Annotated in this window: 23 protein-coding genes and 1 riboswitch; of the genes, 7 read left to right on the top strand and 16 right to left on the bottom strand. The window is 71.9% G+C overall.

Features of this window, described 5'->3' with window-relative positions:
* From gcvP to VHW64_RS10485, 13 genes are all read right to left on the bottom strand, one after another.
* Positions 1-2,524, bottom strand: a 2,524-nt coding sequence (gcvP, locus tag VHW64_RS10545; protein ID WP_329650507.1) for an aminomethyl-transferring glycine dehydrogenase, incomplete at its 3' end; no start/stop codon positions are given.
* Positions 2,525-2,660: 136 nt separating this feature from the next.
* Positions 2,661-2,784: riboswitch (glycine riboswitch) on the bottom strand.
* 47 nt (positions 2,785-2,831) lie between these two features.
* The gene (locus VHW64_RS10540) at positions 2,832-3,440 is read right to left on the bottom strand and encodes a MerR family transcriptional regulator (RefSeq protein WP_414690477.1); all 609 of its coding nucleotides are present in this window, start codon (positions 3,438-3,440) and stop codon (positions 2,832-2,834) included.
* Positions 3,441-3,669: 229 nt separating this feature from the next.
* Positions 3,670-4,137: a bifunctional nuclease family protein gene (locus VHW64_RS10535; protein WP_329650503.1), complete on the bottom strand. Its 468-nt coding sequence runs from the start codon at positions 4,135-4,137 to the stop codon at positions 3,670-3,672.
* Positions 4,138-4,180: 43 nt separating this feature from the next.
* Positions 4,181-4,921 (bottom strand): MerR family transcriptional regulator, encoded by a 741-nt coding sequence (locus VHW64_RS10530; RefSeq protein WP_329650502.1) that lies wholly within the window; start codon positions 4,919-4,921, stop codon positions 4,181-4,183.
* A complete protein-coding gene (locus VHW64_RS10525; RefSeq protein ID WP_329650501.1) occupies positions 4,918-5,472 on the bottom strand; it encodes an FHA domain-containing protein in 555 nt (184 codons plus the stop codon). Before VHW64_RS10525 ends, VHW64_RS10530 begins: the two co-directional genes overlap by 4 nt.
* Before the next feature lie 110 nt (positions 5,473-5,582).
* On the bottom strand, positions 5,583-5,969 hold the full coding sequence (gcvH, locus tag VHW64_RS10520) for a glycine cleavage system protein GcvH (protein WP_329650500.1): 387 nt from the start codon (positions 5,967-5,969) through the stop codon (positions 5,583-5,585).
* 47 nt (positions 5,970-6,016) lie between these two features.
* Positions 6,017-6,838: a DUF881 domain-containing protein gene (locus VHW64_RS10515; protein WP_329650499.1), complete on the bottom strand. Its 822-nt coding sequence runs from the start codon at positions 6,836-6,838 to the stop codon at positions 6,017-6,019.
* Positions 6,831-7,163: a small basic family protein gene (locus tag VHW64_RS10510; RefSeq protein ID WP_329650498.1), complete on the bottom strand. Its 333-nt coding sequence runs from the start codon at positions 7,161-7,163 to the stop codon at positions 6,831-6,833. The genes VHW64_RS10515 and VHW64_RS10510 overlap by 8 nt, the downstream gene beginning before the upstream one ends.
* Complete coding sequence (locus VHW64_RS10505; protein WP_329650497.1) at positions 7,160-8,050, bottom strand: DUF881 domain-containing protein; 891 nt, start codon at positions 8,048-8,050, stop codon at positions 7,160-7,162. Before VHW64_RS10505 ends, VHW64_RS10510 begins: the two co-directional genes overlap by 4 nt.
* The gene (locus VHW64_RS10500) at positions 8,043-8,657 is read right to left on the bottom strand and encodes a CDP-alcohol phosphatidyltransferase family protein (RefSeq protein WP_329650496.1); all 615 of its coding nucleotides are present in this window, start codon (positions 8,655-8,657) and stop codon (positions 8,043-8,045) included. Before VHW64_RS10500 ends, VHW64_RS10505 begins: the two co-directional genes overlap by 8 nt.
* A 66-nt stretch (positions 8,658-8,723) precedes the next feature.
* Positions 8,724-9,812 carry a hemolysin family protein gene (locus VHW64_RS10495; RefSeq protein ID WP_329650495.1) on the bottom strand — a complete coding sequence of 363 codons (1,089 nt, stop codon included), beginning with the start codon at positions 9,810-9,812 and terminating at the stop codon, positions 8,724-8,726.
* Positions 9,809-11,176: a hemolysin family protein gene (locus tag VHW64_RS10490; RefSeq protein ID WP_329650494.1), complete on the bottom strand. Its 1,368-nt coding sequence runs from the start codon at positions 11,174-11,176 to the stop codon at positions 9,809-9,811. The genes VHW64_RS10495 and VHW64_RS10490 overlap by 4 nt, the downstream gene beginning before the upstream one ends.
* A 504-nt stretch (positions 11,177-11,680) precedes the next feature.
* Positions 11,681-13,105, bottom strand: a complete 1,425-nt coding sequence (locus VHW64_RS10485; protein ID WP_329650493.1) for a lytic transglycosylase domain-containing protein — start codon at positions 13,103-13,105, stop codon at positions 11,681-11,683.
* Between the two features lie 262 nt (positions 13,106-13,367).
* On the opposite strand from VHW64_RS10485, the gene VHW64_RS10480 reads away from it, so the two are divergent.
* Positions 13,368-14,987: a DUF1800 domain-containing protein gene (locus tag VHW64_RS10480; protein ID WP_329650492.1), complete on the top strand. Its 1,620-nt coding sequence runs from the start codon at positions 13,368-13,370 to the stop codon at positions 14,985-14,987.
* Positions 14,988-14,992: 5 nt separating this feature from the next.
* Positions 14,993-16,258 (top strand): DUF1501 domain-containing protein, encoded by a 1,266-nt coding sequence (locus tag VHW64_RS10475; protein WP_329650491.1) that lies wholly within the window; start codon positions 14,993-14,995, stop codon positions 16,256-16,258.
* A gap of 81 nt (positions 16,259-16,339) precedes the next feature.
* Here the strand turns inward: VHW64_RS10475 and VHW64_RS10470 are convergent, their stop codons facing one another.
* Both VHW64_RS10470 and VHW64_RS10465 read right to left on the bottom strand, forming a co-directional pair.
* Entirely contained in the window at positions 16,340-17,446 is a 1,107-nt protein-coding gene (locus tag VHW64_RS10470) for a YbhN family protein (protein ID WP_329650490.1), read from the bottom strand.
* A 134-nt stretch (positions 17,447-17,580) separates the two neighbouring features.
* Positions 17,581-18,222 (bottom strand): response regulator transcription factor, encoded by a 642-nt coding sequence (locus tag VHW64_RS10465; protein WP_329650489.1) that lies wholly within the window; start codon positions 18,220-18,222, stop codon positions 17,581-17,583.
* An 83-nt stretch (positions 18,223-18,305) separates the two neighbouring features.
* On the opposite strand from VHW64_RS10465, the gene VHW64_RS10460 reads away from it, so the two are divergent.
* Complete coding sequence (locus tag VHW64_RS10460; RefSeq protein WP_329650488.1) at positions 18,306-18,494, top strand: hypothetical protein; 189 nt, start codon at positions 18,306-18,308, stop codon at positions 18,492-18,494.
* Positions 18,495-18,533: 39 nt separating this feature from the next.
* On the opposite strand, the gene VHW64_RS10455 is transcribed toward VHW64_RS10460, so the two are convergent.
* The gene (locus VHW64_RS10455; RefSeq protein WP_329650487.1) at positions 18,534-19,313 is read right to left on the bottom strand and encodes a hypothetical protein; all 780 of its coding nucleotides are present in this window, start codon (positions 19,311-19,313) and stop codon (positions 18,534-18,536) included.
* A 232-nt stretch (positions 19,314-19,545) separates the two neighbouring features.
* On the opposite strand from VHW64_RS10455, the gene VHW64_RS10450 reads away from it, so the two are divergent.
* The 4 genes from VHW64_RS10450 (at position 19,546) to VHW64_RS10435 (ending at position 23,024) form a co-directional block, all read left to right on the top strand.
* Positions 19,546-20,040 (top strand): GtrA family protein, encoded by a 495-nt coding sequence (locus VHW64_RS10450; protein WP_329650486.1) that lies wholly within the window; start codon positions 19,546-19,548, stop codon positions 20,038-20,040.
* Between the two features lie 91 nt (positions 20,041-20,131).
* The gene (locus VHW64_RS10445) at positions 20,132-21,280 is read left to right on the top strand and encodes an NAD-dependent epimerase/dehydratase family protein (protein WP_329650485.1); all 1,149 of its coding nucleotides are present in this window, start codon (positions 20,132-20,134) and stop codon (positions 21,278-21,280) included.
* On the top strand, positions 21,277-22,200 hold the full coding sequence (locus VHW64_RS10440; protein ID WP_329650484.1) for an NAD-dependent epimerase/dehydratase family protein: 924 nt from the start codon (positions 21,277-21,279) through the stop codon (positions 22,198-22,200). The genes VHW64_RS10445 and VHW64_RS10440 overlap by 4 nt, the downstream gene beginning before the upstream one ends.
* Positions 22,197-23,024 carry a glycosyltransferase family 2 protein gene (locus tag VHW64_RS10435; protein ID WP_329650483.1) on the top strand — a complete coding sequence of 276 codons (828 nt, stop codon included), beginning with the start codon at positions 22,197-22,199 and terminating at the stop codon, positions 23,022-23,024. The genes VHW64_RS10440 and VHW64_RS10435 overlap by 4 nt, the downstream gene beginning before the upstream one ends.
* Positions 23,025-23,061: the final 37 nt, after the last annotated feature.

Genomic DNA, 23,061 nt, shown 5'->3' with positions numbered 1-23,061 from the left:
CGGCCTTGATGGCGGTCATCGCGGCGACGAAACGATCGAGTTCGCTCAGATCCTCGGATTCGGTCGGCTCGATCATCAGGGTGCCGGCGACCGGGAACGACATCGTCGGGGCATGGAATCCGTAGTCGATGAGCCGCTTGGCAACATCGTCGACGGTAACGCCGCTGATGCGGGTGATCTCGCGCAGGTCGAGGATGCACTCGTGCGCGACCAGGCCACGCTCACCGCGGTAGAGCACCGGGAAGGCCTCGTCGAGCCGGGCCGCCACGTAGTTGGCGGCGAGCACCGCGGTCGCGGTCGCCCGCCGCAGGCCCTCGGCGCCCATCATCATGATGTAGGCCCACGAGATCGGCAGGATGCCCGCCGAGCCGTACGGCGCCGCGCTGACGGCACCGATCCCGGTCCGGCGCTCGGGATCCGGGTGCTGGAGATGCGAGGGGAGGTACGGCGCCAGGTGGGCGCGCACCGCGACCGGCCCGACTCCGGGCCCGCCACCGCCGTGCGGGATGCAGAAGGTCTTGTGAAGGTTCAGGTGGGACACGTCGCCGCCGAGCTCCCCCGGGCGGGCGAACCCGAGCAGGGCGTTCAGGTTCGCCCCGTCGACGTAGACCTGGCCACCAGCCGCGTGCACGATCTCGCAGAGGTCGCGGATCGTGTCCTCGTAGACGCCGTGGGTCGAGGGGTAGGTGACCATGATCGCCGCGAGGTCCTCGCGGTGCTCCTCGCACAGCCGGCGCAGGTCGTCGAGGTCGACCGAGCCGTCGTCCGCGGCGCGCACGACGACCACGCGCATCCCGGCCATCACCGCCGAGGCCGCGTTGGTGCCGTGCGCCGACGACGGGATCAGGCAGACGTCGCGCCCCGTGTCTCCGGCCGCGTGGTGGAAGCCGCGGATGGCCAGCAGGCCCGCGAGCTCGCCCTGGGAGCCGGCGTTGGGCTGGACCGAGACCCGGTCGTAGCCCGTGGCCTCGGCGAGCATCGCCTCCAGCTGGTCGACCAGCTCGCGGTAGCCCGCGGCGTCGGCGGCAGGCGCGAAGGGGTGCAGGTCGGCGAAGCCGGGCATGGAGACGGGCTCCATCTCGGTCGTCGCATTCAGCTTCATCGTGCACGACCCCAGCGGGATCATGCCGCGGTCGAGGGCGTAGTCGCGCGCCGACAGGGTGCGCAGGTAGCGCAACATCCGGGTCTCGCTGTGATGCCGGCCGAACACCTCATGGGTGAGGTACGGCGTCGTCCGGGCCAGACCCTCGGGCGCCAGCGGTCCGTAGGAGAGCCACCGGGGCTCCACGCCGAACGCCGCGAGCACGGTCTCCACCGTGTCGCGACCGGCCGTCTCCCCGACGCTCACGCCGACGTGGTCGTCGTCGACCCGCCGCAGGTGCACTCCCGCGCCGCGAGCGCGGTCGACGACGTCGGAGGCCCGGCCCGGCACCCGGGCGAGCACCGTGTCGAAGAAGTCCTCGTGCACGACCTCGACGCCGCCCTCGCGCAGCGCCGCGGCCAGCGCGTGGGCGCGTCCGGCGACCTGCTCCGCGATCGCGCGCAGCCCGTCGGGCCCGTGGTAGACGGCGTACATCGAGGCGACCACGGCGAGCAGCACCTGCGCCGTGCAGATGTTCGAGGTCGCCTTGTCGCGGCGGATGTGCTGCTCGCGCGTCTGGAGCGCCAGGCGGTACGCCGGCCGGCCCTCCGCGTCGACCGAGACGCCCACCAGCCGGCCCGGGAGGTGACGCTCGAGGCCGGCCGCCACCGCCATGAAGCCGGCGTGCGGGCCGCCGTAGAACATCGGGACGCCGAAGCGCTGGGACGAGCCGACGACCACGTCGGCCCCGAGAGCCCCGGGCGCCTCCAGGATCGTCAGGGCCAGCAGGTCTGCCGCCACGACCGCCAGTGCGCCGCGCTCGTGCGCCGCGTCGATGACCGGCCTCGGGTCGAGGATCCGGCCGGAGGCACCGGGGTACTGCACGAGCACGCCTGACAGCTCACCCGCGGGCAGTCCTCGGGACAGGTCGGCGACCTGCACCTCGATCCCCATCGCCTCCGCTCGGGTGCGGATCACCTCGATCGTCGCAGGCAGCGCGTCGGCGTCGACCACGAAGGGCCCCGACGCACCGCGCTGGGCGCGGCGCACCAGGGTCATCGCCTCCGCGGCCGCGGTCGCCTCGTCCAGCAGGCTCGCGTTGGCGGTGGGCAGGCCGGCGAGATCGCCGACCACGGTCTGGAAGTTGAGCAGGGCCTCGAGCCGGCCTTGGGAGATCTCCGGCTGGTACGGCGTGTAGGCGGTGTACCAGCTCGGGTCCTCCAGCACGTTGCGGCGGATCACCGGGGGCGTCACGGTCGCGTGGTACCCCAGGCCGATCATCGACTCCGCCGGCCGGTTGAGCCCGGCGATCCGACGCAGCTCTCGCGCCGCCTCCTGCTCCGAGAGCGCCGCGGGCAGGTCGAGGGTGTCGGAGGCGATGGACGCCGGGACCGCGGCCGCCATCAGCTCGTCGAGCGAGGCGAAGCCCACGGCGGCAAGCATCCGCTCGACGTCGGCGGGACGCGGGCCGACGTGGCGGTCGGCGAAGACGGGTGGCTGGGTCACGGGGCGGCTCCTCGACTGGGATCGTCAGGTTGCCTCCCCCTCTGTCGAGCCGTTGCCGGTCCTCCAGAGTTGCCTGCCCCGCACGGTCCTGGCGCCTGAGAGGTTCCGGGGAGGGGTTGCCCCTTCGGCGCTTCGTCCCGGGTGGCCACGGGTGGGCTCCAGTGGTCTCCCGGCGAAGACTCTCCCGTGCGGGATCGTCAGCGCTCCCACTGTAGCCCGGGGGCGACCAAATGCCAGGCTCGGCTCAGCCGAGTCTGCGGGCGCGGCGAGCCGCCAGCTCGTCGTTCGTCTGCGGGGTGCTCACGTCGTCGGCGGTGCGCTCGCTGGGCAGGTCGGAGAGCGTGCCCTCGATCTCGCGCCAGACTCCGCCGATCGCGATGCCGAAGACTCCCTGGCCACCTTGGAGGAGGTCGATGACCTCGTCGTCGCTCGTGCACTCGTAGACCGAGGCGCCGTCGCTCATCAGCGTGACGCGGGTCAGGTCGTCGGTGCCACGGTTACGGAGGTGCTGGACGGCGGTACGGATCTGCTGGAGCGAGATCCCGGCGTCCAGGAGGCGCTTGATGACCTTGAGCAGCAGGATGTCGCGGAAGGAGTACAGGCGCTGGGAGCCCGATCCGGTCGCGCTGCGGACGGTGGGCTCGACCAGGCCGGTGCGCGCCCAGTAGTCGAGCTGACGGTAGGTGATCCCGGCCGCGTTGCAGGCCGTGGGACCGCGGTAGCCGGTGTCGCTGGGCAGCGGCGAGACGTCGTCGGTGAAGAGCAGCCCTTGCTCCTCCGCGGCCTCGGCGGCACGCGCCGCCTCGGTCTCGTCGGCCGGGGCGTTCGTCCCGTGCTGCTCGTTGTCGACCACTGTGACCTCCGTCAGGTACCTCGCGTGCCGTCCCTCCGGGGAAACCGTACGGCCTGGGCCACATCGGTGGAGTTACAACGAGGACAGTCCAAGGTAAGCCCGCCGGGAGCGACCGTCAAAGAAGGGCACGGCGTGTCGCAACCCTCAACCTCAGGTTGAGGTTGATGGCCCAGGTGGGCCAGGGGCGAATGGAGGGACGCGGCCACGACGGCGCCGCGTCCGGGCGGCCTCAGCGGGTCTCGAAGTCCTCTGGTGAGACGTGGTCGAGGAACTCCCGGAACTTCTCGACCTCGTCCTCCTGCTCGGCCGGCGCGTCGAGGCCGGCCTCGTCCAGGACCTCCTCCGCGCACAGGATGCGGCTCCCGGTGCGCAGCGCGAGGGCGATGGAGTCCGAGGGCCGGGCGCTGACCTCGACGCCGGAGGCCAGCACGAGGGTGGCGAAGAAGATGTTGTCCTTCACCTCGGTGATCCGCACCTCGCTCAGCTCGTTGCCGGTGGACTCCAGGACCTCCTTGAGCAGGTCGTGGGTCAGCGGCCTGGGCGGGACGACGCCCTGCTGGGCGAACGCGATCGCGGTGGCCTCCACCGCGCCGATCCAGATCGGCAGGTAGCGCTTGCCCTCCACGTCTCGCAGCAGCACGATCGGCCGGTTGTCCGGCATCTCCACGCGGACTCCCAGAACGTCGACCTCGCGCATGCCATCAACACTACCCCGGCCCGCAGGGGCGTCTTCCGGCCGCTCAGCGCGCGCGCAGGCCAGCCTTCACCAGCGTGGCGTGCAGGCGCACCGACAGCGCGGCGATCTCGCTGATCGTCTCCTCGGCCTGCCCCCGGGCCGACGCGTCGCGGCCTCGCATCTGCGGTGCCACCACCTGCTCGACCAGGCCGACCTCACGGTCGGCCGAGGTCTTGAACGCGCGGAGGTGCCGAGGCTCGAGCCCGAACTCGGACAGCTCGCGGGCGGTCGTGGCGATGACCAGGGCGTCGGTGTCGAAGTGGCCGGTGCCCGGCCGGGCGGTGACCAGCCCGAACTGCTCGAGCTGGGCCAGCTGCTCCTCGGTGATCTCGGCGATCTTGAGCAGCTCCTTGCGCGAGAGCCTGACGTTGTCGTGCCGCAGGAACGACTCGGCCGACGGCGTCCCGTCGGCGGAGAGGCTGACGGTCGGGACGGTAGGCACCACGGGCTCGATCGGAGGCGGCGCCATCCCCCGGTCGATCGCGTCGAGGTGGTCGCCGATCACCCGCAGCGGGAGGTAGTGGTCGCGCTGCATCCGCAGGACGTAGCGAAGCCGTTCGACGTCGTCGTGGGAGAACTTGCGGTAGCCGGCCGGCGTGCGCTCGGGCTTGACCAGCCCCTTGTCCTCCAGGAAGCGGATCTTCGGGATGGTGACGCCGGGGAAGTCGGGACGCAGGAGGTCGAGCACCTCCCCGATGTTGAGCCGGACGCGACCGCCGGCGGCGGCTCCCAGGGTCTCCGTCACGAAGACGGCACCGAGGCTCGGTCGGGGGCCGGCTCGTGGCCCTGGAAGAACACCAGGCGGTACTTGCCGATCTGGACCTCGTCGGAGTCCTTGAGCAGGACGTGGTCGATCCGGTCCCGGTTGACGTAGGTGCCGTTGAGGCTCCCGGCGTCGGCGACGGTGAACGTGTCGCCCTCGCGGGTGAAGGTCGCGTGCCGACGCGAGACCGTGACGTCGTCGAGGAAGATCTCGCTGTCGGCGTGACGGCCGGCGGTCGTGACCTCGTTGTCGAGCAGGAACCGGCTCCCGGCCCCAGGGCCGCGCTGCACGACCAGCAACGCCGACCCGACGGGGAGGGCGTCGACGGCCGCGGCGTCGACCGGGTTGAGCTGGCGGTCGGAGGAGACGTCGGGCCGGTCACTGCCGGTCAGGGAGATGGTCGCCGTCGCGTCCGCGGGCTCGGGCAGGTCCGGCACGACCGGAGCGTCCGCGGGCGCCAGCCGCGTTCCGCACTGCGAGCAGAACCGGGCGTCGTCGCCATTCGCGCTGCCGCAGTTGCCGCAGTACGGCATCGGTGATCGTCTCCTGTCCGACCCTCAAGTAAGGGCTGAGGTTGATGGTTGCACCGAACTTACCAGGCGCGACCCACCCTCCACCGGGCCTTCTCGAGGCCCCGGCGACCTCACTCGCCGATGGTCTCCTGGTACGCCGCGGCGTCCAGCAGCCCGTCCACGGCGCCGGAGTCGGTGGGGGTCAGCTCGTAGAGCCAGCCACCGCCGTACGGGTCGCTGTTGACCAGCTCGGGGGTCGTGTCGAGGCTCTCGTTGACGGCGACGACCTCGCCGTCGACGGGTGCGTAGACGTCGCTGACCGACTTGGTCGACTCGAGCTCGCCGCAGGCCGACCCCGCGGTCACGGCGTCGCCGACCGCCGGGAGCGAGACGTAGACGATGTCCCCGAGCTGGTCCTGGGCGTAGTGGGTGATGCCCACCCGCACCGAGCCCTCGGTGTCGCCCGGCGTGCGGACCCACTCGTGCTCCGGGGTGTACTTCAGGTCGACGGGGTACACGGCACTCCTTCGGTCGCGGGCTGGGGTGGGCGGTGCTCGTCGGCAGGCTACTCGGAACCGGACTGCGTCGAGGGCGGCCGGACCGCGGTGACGTCGAGCGAGCTGCGCTGCTGGATCGTGACCGTGGCACCGGCGTCCTTGAACTGCGCCACCGGGCCGTCGACCAGCTGGAGCGCACCGCTGAGCGTGTGCGGGTCGCCGATGACGTCGAGCACGTACGGCGAGGCGACCAGCTTGCCGTCGATGCGCAGGCCGCCCGGTGCCGACTCGACGGCGCTCTGCGCGACCAGGCGCACCTCGCCGTTCACGGCCATCGCCTCCGCTCCGGCCGCGCGCAGCTCCTCGATCGTGTCCAGCACCGAGTCGACGTCGACCGGACGCGGCCCCTCGGTCACCGTCACCCGGATCCCCGGCCCGGTGACCGGGACCAGCCCGGCCAGGATGTCGAGCTCCTGGGCCTGGCGCTGCGCCGCGGCGACGGCCGCGCTCTGGGCCTGCTGGCTCCGCTCGAGCTGGCGCCGCTGCCCTTCGAGCTGGTCGATCTGGGACCGGGCCCGCTGGGCGGTGCCGGCCAGGCCGGAGAGAACGTCGACGAGATCCTGCTCGCGGTAGCCCTTGTAGGTGTCGTCGGTGCCGTTGGCCCGGACCTGGGTGATCGCGGCGAACCCCAGGGCCGCGAGCAGGACGCCGACGACCAGCTGGGCTCGCGACGGGCGGAAGAACGCCTCCCGGAGCCGCCCCAGCGCCGCCTCGTCCGCGGACTCGCCGGTGAACCCGGTGGACCCGGCAGACCCGGCAGATCCGGCGGGCTCGGCCCCAGGCTCGCCGGGAGACTCCGCGGAGGGGACGGCGCCCGCCTCGTCAGGCATGGAAGACGTACCGCCTGATCTGGGCCACGTTGGAGAAGATCCGGATCCCGAGGACCACGATGACGCCGGTCGACAGCTGCCCGCCGACCCCGAGCTTGTCGCCGAGGTAGACGATGGCGGCCGCGATCACGACGTTGGAGAAGAAGGAGACGACGAACACCTTGTCGTCGAAGATGCCCTCCAGGTACGCGCGCAGGGCGCCGAACACCGCGTCGAGGGCCGCCACCACCGCGATCGGGAGGTAGGGGTCCAGCCCCGCCGGCACGTCGGGGGTGAAGATCAACCCCAGGATCACTCCCACGAGAAGTCCGACTGCGGCGATCATGGCCCGCTCTCCCCTATCTGCGTGCGCTTCTTCCCGTCGTGTGGACCGGCCACCTGAGCCGACCGGAGCCGCTGCTCGACAGCGGCCGGCAGCGACATCGTGCCACCGTCTTGCACATCGAAGCGGAACCCGAGGCTGTCCTTGAGGGCGTACCACTTGGCGCCGATCGCACTGGACAGCAGGTCGGCGGGCAAGGTGTCCGGGTTGCCGACGACCTGGAAGACGTAGGGCGGCGTGACGGGCTCGGAGTTGAGCAGGAGCCCGACTCCGACGTTGCGGAAGGCGCTGAGCGCCGTCAGCCGCTGTCCGTTGACGCTGATCGCCTCCGCGCCCGCCGCCCACAGGGCATCGGTGAGCAGGGTGAGGTCGGAGTCGCGGACCAGCTGCGTGCCGGCGCTGCCGGGTGCGCTGTCGACCGTGACCCGGATCCCCGGCCCCCGCACCGGCCCGAAGCCGGTGCGTGCCCGGAGCCGGTCGAGGCGGGCCTCGATGGCCTTCTGCTGGGTGTCCAGCGTGCTCAGCGTGCCCTGGAGCGCCACCACGTCGGCCTCCTCGCGGGTGATCTCCTGCTGGAGGTCGGCCACGGCGTCACGGCGCAGGCCCACCTGCTGGATCAGGCTCTCGCGGCTCGCGTCGTCCGCCGATGCGTTGCGGCTGGTCTGCACCGCGGCGATGGTCACCAGGAGCCCGAAGACCAGGAGGACGAGTCCCGCCGTACGTCGTGGCACGCGCTGGGCGCCGACCGACGCCCCCGCGGACCGTCGGCGCACCGCGACGTGCTCGTAGTCGGCGTCGAGGGAGCGTTGGGTGATCAGGGCCAGCAGCGGCACGGTGACGTGGTCGGGCAGGGGCTGGTCGGTGCCGCGCAGGGTGGAGCCCTCAGCCATGGACGGCCGCCCGGCGCTCGGTCGTCTTGAGCAGCTTGTAGACCTGGTAGGCGTAGAGGATCCCGGCCCACCAGTACAGACCGATCCCCCAGCCCGCGAACGCCCAGCCGAACACCTTGGCCAGGGTGGCGGCGGCGCTCGTGCCGTCACCGAGCAGCAGCAGGGGGAAGGCGTAGAGCAGGTTGAAGGTGGCGGCCTTGCCCAGGAAGTGGACCGGCAGGGCGCTGTAGCCCCGCGTGCGGAGCAGCGGCACCAGGCCCCACAGCAGCAGGTCGCGCAGCGGCAGCACCACGGCGAACCACCACGGCACGACCGAGCGCAGCGCCAGCCCGATGACGACGGCGAGGATGTAGAGCCGGTCGGCCACCGGGTCGAGCACCTCGCCGAGGCGGCTGGTCTGGTGGAGACGGCGCGCGAGGTAGCCGTCGAGGTAGTCGGTGACCCCGGAGGCGGCCAGCACGGCCAGCGCCCAGCCGTCGGCCTGAGGTCCCAGGACCAGCCACAGGAAGAGGGGCACGCCGAGCAGCCTCAGGAAGCTCAAGGCGTTGGGGACCGTCCACACGCGAACGCCGTCGCGTGCTGCCTCGTCCGCCACTGCCGTGCGCACCTTCCCCGCCGCCCAGGATCGCCAGAACTGCCGCGCACACCCTAGCCGGGGCCGGACGCGCTCCCCTCACTCCTCGGGGTCGGCAACCACCCGTGGCAGGACGCCGGACTCCTGGTGGGCGGTGTCGCGGATCTCGCCGACCAGCTCCTCGATCACGTCCTCGAGCGTGGCGACACCGAGCGTGTCGCCCTGGTCGTCCACGACCCGGGCCATGTGGGCTCCGCGGCGCTGGAGCTTCTCGAGCGTCTCGTGCAGGAGGTCGTCGGCACGGACCGGCGCGAAGGGCCGGATCCACTTGTCCTCGACCGGGCGGTTGCGCCGCTTCTCGTCGGTCTCCAGCACGTCCTTGATGTGGAGGTACCCGAGGAGCCGGCCGTCCGTCTGGGCGTCGTCCACGACGGGGAACCTGCTGAACCCGGTGGCGGCGCAGAGCGCCTCGACGTCGGCGCCGCTGGATCCACGGCGCACCGTCTGGAGCGTCTCAGGGGGCATCAGGACCGTCTGGACGGTCTTCTCGGTGAAGCCCAGCGCTCCGGAGAGCCGGTCGTACTCCCCTGCCTCGAGCAGCCCCTCGCCCCGCGACTCCTCGACCAGCGCGGCGACCTCCTCGCGGGTGTAGGTCGAGCTGACCTCGTCCATCAGCCCGACCCCGAGCAGGCGCAGCACGCCGGAGGCGAGCGCGTTGATCCCGACGATCACCGGCCTCCCCAGCGAGACGATCGCCCAGATCGGCGTCCCGAGCACCAGCGCCGCCCGGTCGGGCCCGGCCAGGGCGATGTTCTTCGGGATCATCTCGCCGAGGACGACGTGCAGGTAGACGACGACCGCGAGCCCGATCACGACGGCGACCGGGTGTCGCAGGGACTCCGGGGCGTGCGCGGCATGCAGCACGGGCTCGAGCAGCCGAGCAGCGGTCGGCTCCGCGACGGCACCGAGGACCAGTGAGCAGACGGTGATGCCGAGCTGGTTGAGGCCGATGACCAGCGACATGTTCTCCATGGCGCGCAGCGTCGTGCGCGCGAGCCGCGAGCCCTCCTCGGCTCTCGGCTCGATCTGGGTTCGCCGTGCGGAGACCAGGGCGAACTCGGCGGCGACGAAGAACGCGTTGCCGAGGAGCAGCAGGACGGCGAGCAGGACCGAGGTGGTGGTGCTCATGCGCGGTCACCCGCTCCCCCGGTGCCCGGCTGGTCCAGGAGCCGCAGGGAGAGACGGTCGATCCGCAGGCCGTCCATGTGCTCGACGGTGAGGACGGCGAGCCGCTGTCGCTCGGGCTGGTCGGGGTCGGACCGGTCGGGGACCGGCACCTCGGCCAGGTCGCCGCGAGCCGGGACCCGCCCCAAGACCTGGAGCACCAGTCCGGCGATCGTGTCGTAGTCCTCGTGGTCGGGCAGCTCGATGCCGGTGAGGTCCTCGACCTCGTCGGGGCGCAGCAGCCCCGACAGCACCCACGAGCCGTCGTGCCGACGTCGTCCACGCGAGCCCAGCCGGTCGTGCTCGTCGGAGATGTCGCCGACGATCTCCTCGATCACGTCCTCGATGGTGACGATGCCGGCCTGGTCGCCGTACTCGTCGAGAACCACGGCCAGCTGGCCCTCCTGGCGGAGCAGTGCCAGCAGCGGGTCCAGGCGCAGCGAGTCGGGGACGACGATCGGCCGGGTCATCAGGTGCTTGACCTTCGTCGTCTGCCGCTCCGCGATCGGCAGGGCGACGGCGTGCTTGACGTGCACGGTCCCGACCACGGTGTCCTCTGAGTCGAGCACGGGGAACCGCGAGTGCCCGGTCTCCCGCGCGAGCTCGATCACGGCCCAGGCCCGGTCGTTGGTCTCGAGGCTGACGGTGCGGACGCGGGGCGTCATGATCTCGCCGGCGGAGCGGGTGCCGAACTCCACGGAGCGCTCCATCAGCTCGGCCGTGTCGGCGTCGAGCGTGCCCTCGTCGGCCGAGCGCGAGATCAGCGACGCCAGCTCCGTCGAGGAGCGGGCCGACCGCAGCTCCTCCTGGGGCTCCATGCCCAACCGGCGCACGATCGCGTTCGCGGACCCGTTGAGCACCCGGATCGGGCCGCGCATGACCGCGGTGAACACTCGCTGGAACCCCTGGGTGGCGCGCGCGGTCTCCATCGGCTTGGCGATCGCGAGGTTCTTGGGCACCAGCTCGGCGAAGACCATGGTGACCACGGAGCTCAGCGTCAGTCCGACCGCTACCGCGACCGGGTCCACGCCCCCCTCGGGGAGTCCGGTGGACCGCAGGGGCGGTGAGATCAGGTGGGAGATCGCGGGCTCGGCCAGGAAGCCGATCGCCAGGTTGGTGATCGTGATCCCGACCTGCGCCCCGGACAGCTGGGTGGACAGCGAGCGCAGTGCCCGCAGCACCCCGGTGGCGGCGGCGTCCCCCGACTCCGACGCCCGGGCGACCTTCGACCGGTCGACGGTCACGAACGAGAACTCCGCGGCCACGAAGACGCCGGCGGCGACCACCAGCAGGACCGAGACGCCCAGGAGCACCCAGGAGGTCAGCACCGGGACACAGCCCGGAAGCGGAAGGGCGACGAGCGGCGACTGTCAGAGCCGTCCATGGGCGGGTCTGGGTCCTTCGGACTCGGGGGCACGGGGTCGGGCACGGTGTCGGCAGACTCTACCGACCCGGTCTGACCATCGGTGCGTCGAGGCGAGTTCCGGCCTCACTGGTGGCCGATGGCGACCACGTCGCCGCGTTGAGGGGACGGCGCTGGGGCGCCGCCTTCCACCAGCGGACCCACGGATGGGAGTGCTGGCACCTCCTTCCCGTCAGCACTGCCCGCCCCGACGCCGAGTCGTCACAAATGAGCACTGAAGTCACGCCGAGAACCACGCCGAGCAGCGCTGTCGACGGTGCCTTGACGGAGCGGAGGTGCCCGGGAGGTATCCGCAGCCCGCCAGCCCAACACCCCAACGCGCGCCGAGGCAGACGCGAGCCCGGGGATGAGGAAGCGCGGCCCGTCTCGAACCCCGGTGACCGGTCCCGTCGGTCGACCAGGGCAGTCGTCAGCCGGTCGGGGCGTCCGTGGGGGTGTCCGTGGGGCTGTCCGGGGGGTCGTCGGACGGAGACGTCGAGGGGGCGTCCGAGGGGCTCGGGTCCTCGTAGCCGGCGACCCAGGTGACGAACACGAGCAGGTCGGGGTCGTCGATCGGGACGTCCACCTCGTCGGCGAGGCACTGGGTCAGGGTCGCGACCTGGTCGGGGTCGGACGACCACCCCGCGACGAGGTCGTCGTCGCACGCGGCCCAGGCCTGGTCGTAGGCCTGGATCTGGGCGGGCGAGAAGTCGGCGAGCTCGCTCGGCAGCGGCGTCGGGATGATCGGCGGCTCGGTCGGCGCGGTGGGGTCGGGCGGGTCGCTGGGGCCACCCGGCGACGTCGGCGGGTCAGTGGGTGGATCGCTCGGCGGGTTGGTCGGCGGGCTGGTCGGGGGTGCCGTGGGTGGCGGTGTCGGGGTCGGCGGCACCGGGGTCGGCGGCACCGGGTCGGTCGTCACCGGACCAGGGCCACCGGGGTGGTGGTGTCGGTGATGACGGCCGTGGGGCTTGCCGTGCGGGCGTCCGGACTCGTCGCGCCCCGGCTCGATGAAGGTCACGGGCCGGGCCGACATGTCGCCGGTGGGCAGGAGTCCGCTGGCGAGATAGGCGTGCGCGATCGCCATCACCCGGTCGACGTAGGCGCGGCTGTGGTTGTAGCGCATCAGCGCGGCTCGCTGCCCGGCCCGCGTGGACAGGTCGTCGTGGTCGGCGCACAGGTAGACGGCCGAGCCGAGCGCAGCGTCGTTGATGTCCTGGACGTCGCGCCGCCCGTCGCCGTCACCGTCGACGGCCACCGCCGCCCACGTCGAGGGCAGGAACTGCATGGGCCCCACGGCCCGGTCGTAGCGGCTGTCGCCGTCGAGGCGCCCCGCGTCGGTGTCGCGCACCAGGGAGGTCCCGTGCTTGCCGTCGAGCCTCGGACCGACGATCGCCGGGTGCGCGATGCCGTCGGAGCTCAGGCTGCTGCCTCCGACCTGGCCGTGGTCGGACTCGACGTCGCCGATCGCCGCCAGGGTGGCCCAGTCGAGGCGGCACGACGGGTCGGCGGCGTCGATCACCGCCGCCGCGCGCTGGTAGGCGGTCAGCGCGACGGCCGGGACTCCTTGGACGTCGGGCAGGCCGCTCGGGTCGGGTCGGCTCGCCGACGCGGGTGCCCTGACCGCCTGCCCGCTGGGGTGCGGCAGCTCGACCGGCGGCACCGTGGCCGGGGCCTGGGCCGCGCCCGCGGTCTGCCCGGTGGGCGCCCCGTCGGCGGTCGCCAGCATCTGGGTCGAGGGGTCGCGGCCCCCGGTCACCAGGGCGGCGGCCAGCACCGCGACGACACCCGAGCTGAGCGCGGCACGAACCGGTCCGCGGCGCAGGCCGTGCAGCCGCGCGCGAACCCGAGAGGTCACCGTTCCCCCCACCATCGTGCTTCGAACGCTAGTCGGGGGCTTTGCCAAACGCATCCCCAGTCTGGATCACAAGACGATGAAGACTCGGTGACGCGGAGCCGACCAGCAGACCACCGGTCCGGAGCCGGACCGCCGGAGCCGGGAATTTTGCCAAGTTTCGGCTCCCGCCGCCCGCCCGGAGCCCTACGTTGGACGCTGACCTGACCATGCCCGCGTCGGTCCGGGGGGTTCCCACGCGGTGAGTGCACGACTGGAGCCCCCCATGGCACTCCCCCACGCCAGCGACCTCACCCCCGCCAGTCCGAGCCCTGGCCGTCCGAGTGCTGGCCGTCCGAGTGCTGGCCGCCGCGGCATCCTGGCCGGGGCCGGTCTCGCCACCGGCGTCGCCCTTCTGCCCGAGGTGGCCGAGGCCGCCGGTGCGGTCGCAGCGCGGGGTCACGCCGCGCCGCTGCTCTCCACCCGGGCCCGGCACCTGGTCGGACGGTTCTCCTACGGCGTGACGCCGGCCCTGGCGCACGAGGTCAGGCAGCACGGCGGCGCGCGGCAGTGGCTCGAGTGGCAGCTCTCGCCCGGTGCCGTGCCCGACCCCGGCGGCAAGGCGGTCGACTCGTGGTTCCCGCACCTGCGGTGGTCGCCGTCGAAGGTGTCCCACGAGAACGACACCGGCAAGGTCGGCGGCTGGGAGGTCATGAGCGACTACCAGAACTGGCTGCTGCTGCGCCGGATGCGCAGCCGTCAGCAGGTGCTGGAGGTGATGACGGAGTTCTGGGAGAACCACTTCAACGTCCCGGTCAGCGCCGACGGCGTCTACACGTGGCGGGTGCGGTACGGCCACGTGATCCGCTCCCGCGCCCTGGACTCCTTCGAGTCGCTGCTCCAGGCGGTGAGCGTGCACCCCGCGATGGGCATGTACCTGGGCAACGCCGTCTCCGACCAGGACCACCCCAACGAGAACCAGGGCCGTGAGCTCCTCGAGCTGCACACGGTCGGGCTCGGCGCGGGCTACGACGAGCACGACGTCGTGAGCTCGGCCAGGATCCTGACCGGCTGGCGGGTCGACATGTGGGACACCTGGCAGCCCTTCTACGACCCGGGCTCCCATTACCGGGGGCACGTCCGGGTGCTCGGGTTCCACAGCAAGAACCGGGGCCACGCCAAGAGGGCGGACAAGAAGCTCACCCGCGACTACCTGCGCTACCTGGCCCATCACCCGTCGACCGCGACGCACATCGCGACGAAGCTGGCCACGGTCTTCGTCTCCGACGCCCCGCCGCGCCGCCTCGTCAAGCATCTCGCGCACGTCTTCTTGGCCCACGGCACCCAGATCAAGCCCGTCCTGCGGGCATTGGTGGACTCACCGGAGTTCCGCCACTCCGTCGGCCAGGTCATCCGCGACCCCGAGAACGACCTCGTCGCGACGTACCGCCTGCTCGGCGTACGGGTCTCGAAGCCGCACACCGCCGACCGTGCCGCGCACGAGCTCTCGTACCAGGCCAGCACGATGGGCCAGGAGCCGATGGCCTGGCCGGCTCCCAACGGGAGGCCGATCGCGGGTGCGGCGTGGAGCTCGCCGTCTCGCGTCATGGGGTCGATGTCGACCCACTACTCGATGGCCAACGGCTGGTGGCCCAACCAGGGCATCCACTACCGCAAGCCGGTCTCGTGGCTGCCCGCGAGGTCCGTGCGCTTCGACCATCTCGTGGAGCACCTGTCGCAGCGGATCCTGCACCGGCACGCGGACCCGCATCTGCACGAGGCCTGTCGCAAGGCCGTGGGCATCGCGGGCCACGAGCAGATCACCAAGGACCACCCGCTGGTGCAGTGGGAGTTCGGGATCCTGCTGTCCACGCTCCTCGACTCCCCCGACTTCTTCCGGAAGTGACCGCCATGGACCCGATCACCCTCCCTGTGGCCGAGGACGCGTGCTGCCCCGAGTTCGCCGACCTGAGCAGGCGCAGCCTGCTGCGAGGTGCGCTGGCGCTGGGCGGCGCGACGTTCATGGTGGGCGGCGCCACGGTCTCCGCCTCGGCGGCCAGCCCCTCCCCTGCCTCCGCAGTCCTGGTCGTCCTGTCGCTGCGCGGCGGCGCCGACGGCATGTCGCTCGTGGTCCCCCACGGCGACGCCGGCTACTACCACGCGCGGCCCACCATCGGGATCGCGGCGAGCCAGCTGCTCGTCCCCGACACGCAGTTCGGCCTCCACCCCAACCTGGCGCCGCTCCTGCCGCTGTGGAACGCCGGTCAGCTCGCCGCCGTCCACGCCACCGGGCTCACGGTCGCCAACCGCTCGCACTTCTCGGCGATGGAGGAGGTCGAGGAGGCCCACCCCGGGTCGACCAAGCGGATCGGCTGGCTGAACCGCCTCGTCGGCGCCGCCTCGAGCCGTCACAACCCGTTGCAGGGCGTCGGGATCGGCGGCGGCACGCCGCCGACCGAGCTCTCCGGGCCGCTGCCGCTGATGACCCTGTCGGACCTCCAGAACGCCTCGATCGCGGGCGACGACGGGTCCAAGAAGAGCCCGCGCCGCAAGTCGCTGCACGCGATGTGGGACCACGACCACAGCCCGATGGGCGTCGCGGTGCGCTCGACGATGAAGGCGATCGACGATCTCAAGCCCGCTCAGGCCGAGACCAACGCGCAGGACTACGGGAGCTCGGCGCTCGGCGCTGCGCTGGCCACCGCGGCCCGGATCATCCAGGGAGACGTCGGGGTCGAGGTCATCACCGTCGACCAGGGCGACTGGGACATGCACGTCAACCTCGGTGGCCTCGACGGCGGCGAGATGCTCGGCAACGCGAGCGACCTGGCGACGTCGCTGGCGGCGTTCTTCGGCGACCTGGGCGACCAGGCCGACAAGGTCACGCTGGTCACCATCAGCGAGTTCGGCCGTCGTACCCAGGAGAACGGTGACCGCGGCCTCGACCACGGCTGGGGCAACGTGATGTTCGTCGCCGGTGCCGGGGTCGACGGCGGCGCCTACTACTGCCAGGAGTGGAAGCCGCTGGCCAACGACCTGGAGTCCGACCTGCACGTCACCACCGACTACCGCAACGTGCTCCGCGAGGTCGTCCATGCCCGCTTCGCCGCCGCCAACACCTCCCAGGTCTTTCCCGGCCTCAAGCCGCACACCCTCGGCTTCATGCAGGCGACCTGAGCTAGGCGCGCACGAGGTCACTGAACGGTCGCGCGACGCCAAGGCGCGGACCGTCCAGGCATTTCGCACCCGCCCGTAGCACTAGCCCGAGGCCCCGCTGGTGGACCCGGAGGCGTCCTCGACGCGGGTGGTCTCCACCTTGGTCCCGGTGCGCCCGGTGAGCCTCAGCCACAGGTAGCACCCGGCCGCGACCGGGACGGGCAGCCAGAACTGGAAGACGCGCCACGTCAGCACGCCCAGCACGGCGGTGCCCGGTGCGGCACCCAGCGCGATCAGGAGCGGGATCAGCGAGCCCTCGACCAGGCCGAGGCCGCCGGGGGTCAGCGGCAGCAGCCCGAGCAGGTTGGCGAACCCGTACGCCGTCAGGACCACCTCGGGACCCAGGTGGGGTCCGCCGTAGGCGGCGAGGCAGACGAAGAGGCAGGTGGCGTCGAGCAGCCAGTTGGCCATCCCGAATGTCGCCGCGCGCGCCGTTCGACGACGGTCGACCAGGAAGTCGACCAGCTGCGACCCGGCCGTGGCCAGCCGCGGCTGGAGCCAGGCACCGAGGCGGCTGCCCGCCTCCTCGATGGGGTCCGACCAGCGCGGGTGGCTGCGGACGATGACCGCGGCCCCGATCCCGACCAGCAGGAAGAACCCCGCGCCGGCCGCGGCCGCGACCTGGAGGGACCGGTGCTCCAGCACCTGCGGGAAGGCCACCAGCGCTCCCCCGAGGTAGCAGACCGCCAGGAAGAGGTCGCTGAGGACGGTCTGGGTGGCCGTCGCGGTCATCACGGACTGTCGAGGGACCCCGGCGGCCGCCATCAACCGATAGCGCAGGCCCATCGCCGTCGCGCCGCCGCCGGGCACGACGTGGCTCACGCCGTACCCCGTCAGGTCGATCGCGAGCTGGGTGCCCCAGCCCAGATGGACGTCGGCGGGAAGCACGGCTCGGGTCAGTCCGGTGTAGCAGACCAGCGAGACGGCCTCCAGGACCACCGCCGCGCCGAGCAGGAGGTAGGACGCGTTGCGCACGAGGTCCACGTCGTGACGGGCCGAGACCAGGCTCGGCAGCACGCCGTACTCGACGGCGGCGAGCACCAGCACGACCATCACCGTCGTGCGGACCCAGCGCGGGCGCCGCCGTCGTGGCGTCGACCGGTCGCTCGCCATGGCGGCCTCTGGCTCGCCTGCGGTCTCGTCAGCCATGCGGCGGGATCGTCCTCCGGGTCGATGTCGTCACGATTGTGACGGGGCCGTCCTCGGCTTCGACACCCGACGCCCCGATCGAGGCCTTCCGGCTTGCCGCGGCGGTGCGGATCGGACGCCGGGCCGCGCCTTCCCTAGGAGGCGACCTCGTCGCGCACCGCGACCCAGGGAGCCGTGATGCCGTGCTCCACCGCCCACAGGACCGCCTGGGTGCGGCTGGCCACGCCCATGGCCCGGTAGGCGGTACGGATGTGGGACTTCACGGTGTTCATCGACAGGCCGAGACGGCGAGCGATCTCCTTGTTGGGGGCGCCCGCCGCGATCAGCGACACGACGTGCGACTCGCGGGGGGTGAGCCCGAGGGCGCGCGGGGTCCGCGACGCGTCCAGGGGCACCAGGTCGAGGGCGACGATGCGCTCGCCGGCATGCACCTTCTCCAGGGCCGCGACGAGCTCGGCCGCCGGGAGGTGCTTGGAGAGGTACCCGTCGGCGCCGCCGAGCATGACTCGCTCCACGAAGCCGTCGCGGACCTCCCAGCTGAACACGACAACATGAGCCGTGTCCGGGGGGCGGGTCACGGCTGTGGGGCCGTCGGTCCGGTCGCCGTGGCGTGCGAAGGGGTCGACGAGAGCGATGTCGGCCGGCTCGTCCGGGCCGGCGTCGGGCGGGAGCACCCGAAGGCGGTCGTGGTGCTCGGCCAGCATCTGGGTCAGCCCCGCGCGCACGAGCTCGCACTCGCGCACCAGGCGCACCCGCAGCGGTCTGTCGAACTCCACGATCCCGCCGTACCCGCGCGCCGACGCCCCCATGCGCCGCGGTCGCCCGGGACCACGTTGCCCGGGCGACCTAGGCTCGAAGCGTGCGCAAGCCTCCGAAGGAAGTCGTCATCGCGGTCGTGGCGGTCGAGGCGGTCTCGGCCGCCTTCGCCTTCCGTGACCTGGCCCGGCGCTCCGATGACCAGGTACGTGGGCCGAAGCTCCTCTGGCGGGTCGTGATGGGTCTCAACCCGGGCAACTCACTGGCCTACTGGGTCCTCGGTCGACGCTGACACCGACGCCTGCTCCGTGGCCGCGTCCGCGGGACCGGCTCAGCTGGGGTTGCCGAGCGCGTCGCAGGGCAGCATGGCCGGCAGGCGCGCGTCGCGCGACATCACCGACAACGACGCCTGCATCCGGGTCGGGTGGAGCTCGGCGCCGCGGTTCTCGAACGGCCGGTCCAGCACCCAGATCAGCGTCAGCGCGGAGAACAGCGTCGCGGTCATCGCACTCATCGCGACCGCCTGCCCGAACGCCGTCGCCGTCGGATCGGCGAAGAGGCACTGGAAGGCGACCACGATGATCGTGATCAGCACCAGCACGAACCACACGAACCCCGGCACGAACGGACGCGCCTCGCCCAGCCGCGTTCGCCGGGCCTCCTGCCGGTCCTGGCTGAGGCTCAGCCAGTGCTCCAGCGCGGCACCCTGTCCGTTCCCCGCGATCTTGGTCTGCTGGATCGAGGTGTCCAGCCGGTCTACCCAGGTCTGGACGACCGGGCTCTCATGTCCGTCGGACATCGCCGGCCACTCGTCGTGGATCACCGCCCGGGAGTAGCAGACCGTCTCGCCCCGCAGCGTGCTCGTCTGGTCGGGGAAGAAGCCGGCGGTGGAGTACATCTGCTGGCTCGCGACGGCCTCCTCGCCGGCTGCCGACCGGGCGTTGGAGTAGCTGTCGAAGACCGCGAAGATCACGAACGCGAGGAGCACCGCGAGCCCCGCGCCGGCAGCGCTGAAGACGCCGTCCGCGGACTCCATGGTGCCCAGGTAGCCGCCGTCCGGCGCGTTATGGCGGACGAGGAGCATCGCCAGCACGGCGCCGATGGTCGGCACACCGATGAGTAGAGCTGAGACGATCACGTACTCCTGCACCCTTCCCTCTCCGCGGGACCGGCCGGGTTCGGCCCGCACCGTGCATCATGGCGCACGCCGGCGCTCGCCGGTCCGAGCGACCGCGCCGGACCTGTGCTGGCCTGTGCTGGCCTATGCCGGGTCCGCGCCGGGTCCGTGCCCGGAGCGGTCTCGGGATCGGGCTCCCGGCGCCGGGCCGCCGTAGGATCCCCCCATGCCCGAGGTCGCCGAGAGAGCAGAGCGGCTCTCCCGGCTACGACGCGCCCGCGGTGGCGCGGCCCGGAAGATCGTGCGCTACGGCACCGGCTCGGTGGTCGCGACGGTGTGCAGCCAGGCGACGTTCCTGGTCCTCTACGGGCCGGCCGGTGCGTCGACGACGCTGTCCTCGATCCTCGCGTGGTGGGCGGGGGCCATCCCCAACTACTGGATCAACCGCAGCTGGGCGTGGGGCCGTCGTGGCCGCCCTAGCCTGCGGGGCGAGCTGCTCCCCTACGCCGGGATCGTGCTCGGCACGCTGGTGCTGGCGATCCTGGCGACCTCCGGCGTCGCGCACCTGCTCAACGGCACCTCGGTCTCCCACAGCACCCGCACCTTCCTGGTCTCGGGCACCTACTTCATGGTCTACGTCGTGATGTTCGCGTTCCGGTACGTGTTGTTCGACCGCCTCTTCTCCACGCCGAAGAGCCCCGCGGTGCTGCCACCAACCTGACCGGATCCGGTCGCCGGGTGTGCCCCTGATGGGCGTTCTGGCGCTGAGCAGGCTAGGTTTCTGCCCGACCGGTGCAAGGAAGGGGTCCACGGTGCGTGTTCTGGTGCTCGGCGGCGACGGCTACCTCGGATGGCCCACTGCGATGAGTCTGTCCGAGCACGGCCACGACGTGGCCGTGGTGGACAACTACCTGCGTCGACAGATGGTCAGCGAGGCCGGCGGCGACAGCCTCACCCCGATCCTCAACCTCTCCCAGCGTGCGAAGGCCTGGCACGAGGTGTCGGGCAAGACCGTCGACGTCCACACGTTCGACCTGCGCGACTTCGACCTGGTCAACCGGCTGGTGCGCGAGTTCCGGCCCGAGGCCCTCATCCACTACGGCCAGATCCCGTCGGCCCCGTACTCCATGACCGATCGTCGGCACGCGGTGTTCACGCAGCTCAACAACATCGAGAACAACCTCAACGTCATCTTCGCGCTGGTCGAGAACGACCTCGACTGTCACCTGATCAAACTCGGCACCATGGGTGAGTACGGCTGCCCCAACATCGACATCGAAGAGGGGTTCATCGAGATCGAGCACCGTGGCCGCAAGGACACGCTGCCGTTCCCGAAGATGCCGCACAGCTGGTACCACGCCAGCAAGGTCGCCGACTCCACCAACATCCACTTCGCCACCCGCGTCTACGGCATCCGGGCCACCGACCTCAACCAGGGTGTCGTCTACGGCGTGCACACCGACCAGACGGTGCTCGACGACCGGCTGCTGACCCGCTTCGACTACGACGAGCAGTTCGGCACCGCCCTCAACCGCTTCTGCGTCCAGGCGGTCGTCGGCCACCCGCTGACCGTGTACGGCACCGGCGGCCAGACCCGCGGCTTCCTCAACATCCGCGACACCCTGGCCTGCGTCGAGCTGGCGATGCTCAACCCGGCCGACCGTGGAGAGCTGCGCGTCTACAACCAGTTCACCGAGTCGTTCTCGATCCGCGACCTCGCGGTCGAGGTACAGCAGGCCGCCAAGGAGCTGGGGCTGGAGGTCGAGATCCACGAGATCGACAACCCGCGCACCGAGGCCCAGGAGCACTACTACAACCCGACGCACACCAAGCTTCTCGACCTCGGCCTCGAGCCGACCCTGCTGTCCGAGGACCTCGTGACGGCGACCCTGAGCACGCTCCTCCAGTACAAGGACCGCGCGATCGTCGACGCGATCGCACCGCGCACCACATGGCGGTGACGCACGACCGCGTCCTGGTGACCGGCGGCGCCGGCTTCATCGGCGTCAACCTCGCGCCCGTGCTCGCGTCCCTGGGGTATCTCACGCGCTGCTACGACGACTTCAGCACCGGCCGGCGAGCCGACGCCGAGCGCGCGGCGTACGACGAGGTGGTCGTGGGCGACATCCTCGACCTCGCAGCGCTGACCGAGGCCGCGCGAGGCTGTGCGCACGTGGTCCACCTGGCCGCGCAGGCCGGCGTCCCCGCCTCCGTCCGAGCGCCGCTGGAGGACAGCGAGCTCAACGTCCGGGGCACCTTGAACACCCTGCTCGCCGCGCGGGACGCCAAGGTCGGAGGGTTCGTCTTCGCCTCGTCCAACGCCCCCCTGGGCGAGATCACCCCGCCGGCCCACGAGGACATGGTGCCCAGGCCGACGTCGCCCTACGGTGCGTCGAAGCTGGCCGGCGAGGCCTACTGCTCGGCGTTCACCGGCTCCTACGGCCTGCCCACGACGGTGCTCCGCTTCGCGAACGTCTACGGCCCCTTCAGCTACCACAAGGGGTCGGTCGTGGCGGCGTTCTGCAAGCAGGCGATGGCCGGTCAGCCGCTGGTCGTCTACGGCGACGGCACCCAGACCCGCGACTTCGTCTTCGTCGAGGACCTGTGTCGGGGGGTCGGGGCCGCCCTCGCCCACGACGGCGAGGCGACGGTCGCGCACCTCGGCTCCGGGGTCGAGACCACGGTGCTCGACGTGGCCCAGCTGGTGGCCGACCGGCTCGGCGGCGCGTCGGTCGAGCACCAGGCCGAGCGCGCCGGTGACGTGATGCGCAACTACGCCGACATCTCGCTGGCCCGCGAGCTGCTCGGCTTCGAGCCTCGGGTCACGCTCGAGGAGGGGCTAGACCGCACCGTGGCGTGGTTCCGGGAGTCCTCGGAGTGAGACGTCCGGCCTCGGCCTCCGGTGACGCCCGGGTCGCCGCGACCGCCGTCCGCCAGGCCGCGGTCGCGGACGCCCTGGCCAGCCAGGCGGGCCCCGCCGACGCGGCCGAGGGCGGCCTCGTCGTCGTGATGGCGGCCTACAACGAGGCCGGCAGCGTGGGGCCGGTGCTGCGGTCCCTCCCGGAGACGGTCTGCGGGCTGCGGGTCCGTCCGGTCGTCATCGACGACGGCAGCACGGACGGCACCGCCGAGGAGGCACGGGCCGCCGGGGCCGTGGTCGGCACGCATCGGCGCAACCTCGGCCAGGGCGACGCCCTCCGGACGGGGTTCGCCCTGGCGCCGCAGCTGGCAGCGCGCGTCGTCGTCACGATGGACGCCGACGGGCAGCACGACCCCGACGAGCTGGCCGACCTGGTCGGCCCGATCGTGGCCGGCGATGCCGACTACGTGCAAGGCTCACGCTTCCTGGGCAGGTACGACGACGCCGGCGGCGCGCGCGACCTGGGGATCCGCGGGTTCACCTTGCTGATCCGGGTGCTCACCCGCACCTCGATCACCGACTGCACCAACGGCTACCGCGCGATCGACGCCGCCGGGCTGGCGCGCCTCCGGCTGGTCGAGGACCGCTTCTCCGCGGCCGAGATCCTGATCCAGGCCGCCGGCCAGGGCCTGCGCGTCCGGGAGGTCCCGGTCCACATCCGCAGCCGCGAGATCGGCACCAGCAAGAAGCCGAGCGGCCTGGGCTACGCCTCCGGCTACCTCGCGACCATCGTCCGGTCCTGGGCCCGGGTCCACGATCCGCGCGCCAGACGCCGGCGCGCGTGACCGGATGAGGGCGATATGAGGGCGATGTGAGGGAGCC

It is taken from the genome of Nocardioides sp., from assembly GCF_036267815.1.
GTDB lineage: Bacteria > Actinomycetota > Actinomycetes > Propionibacteriales > Nocardioidaceae > Nocardioides.
This window is presented reverse-complemented; position numbering and strand designations above follow the sequence as displayed.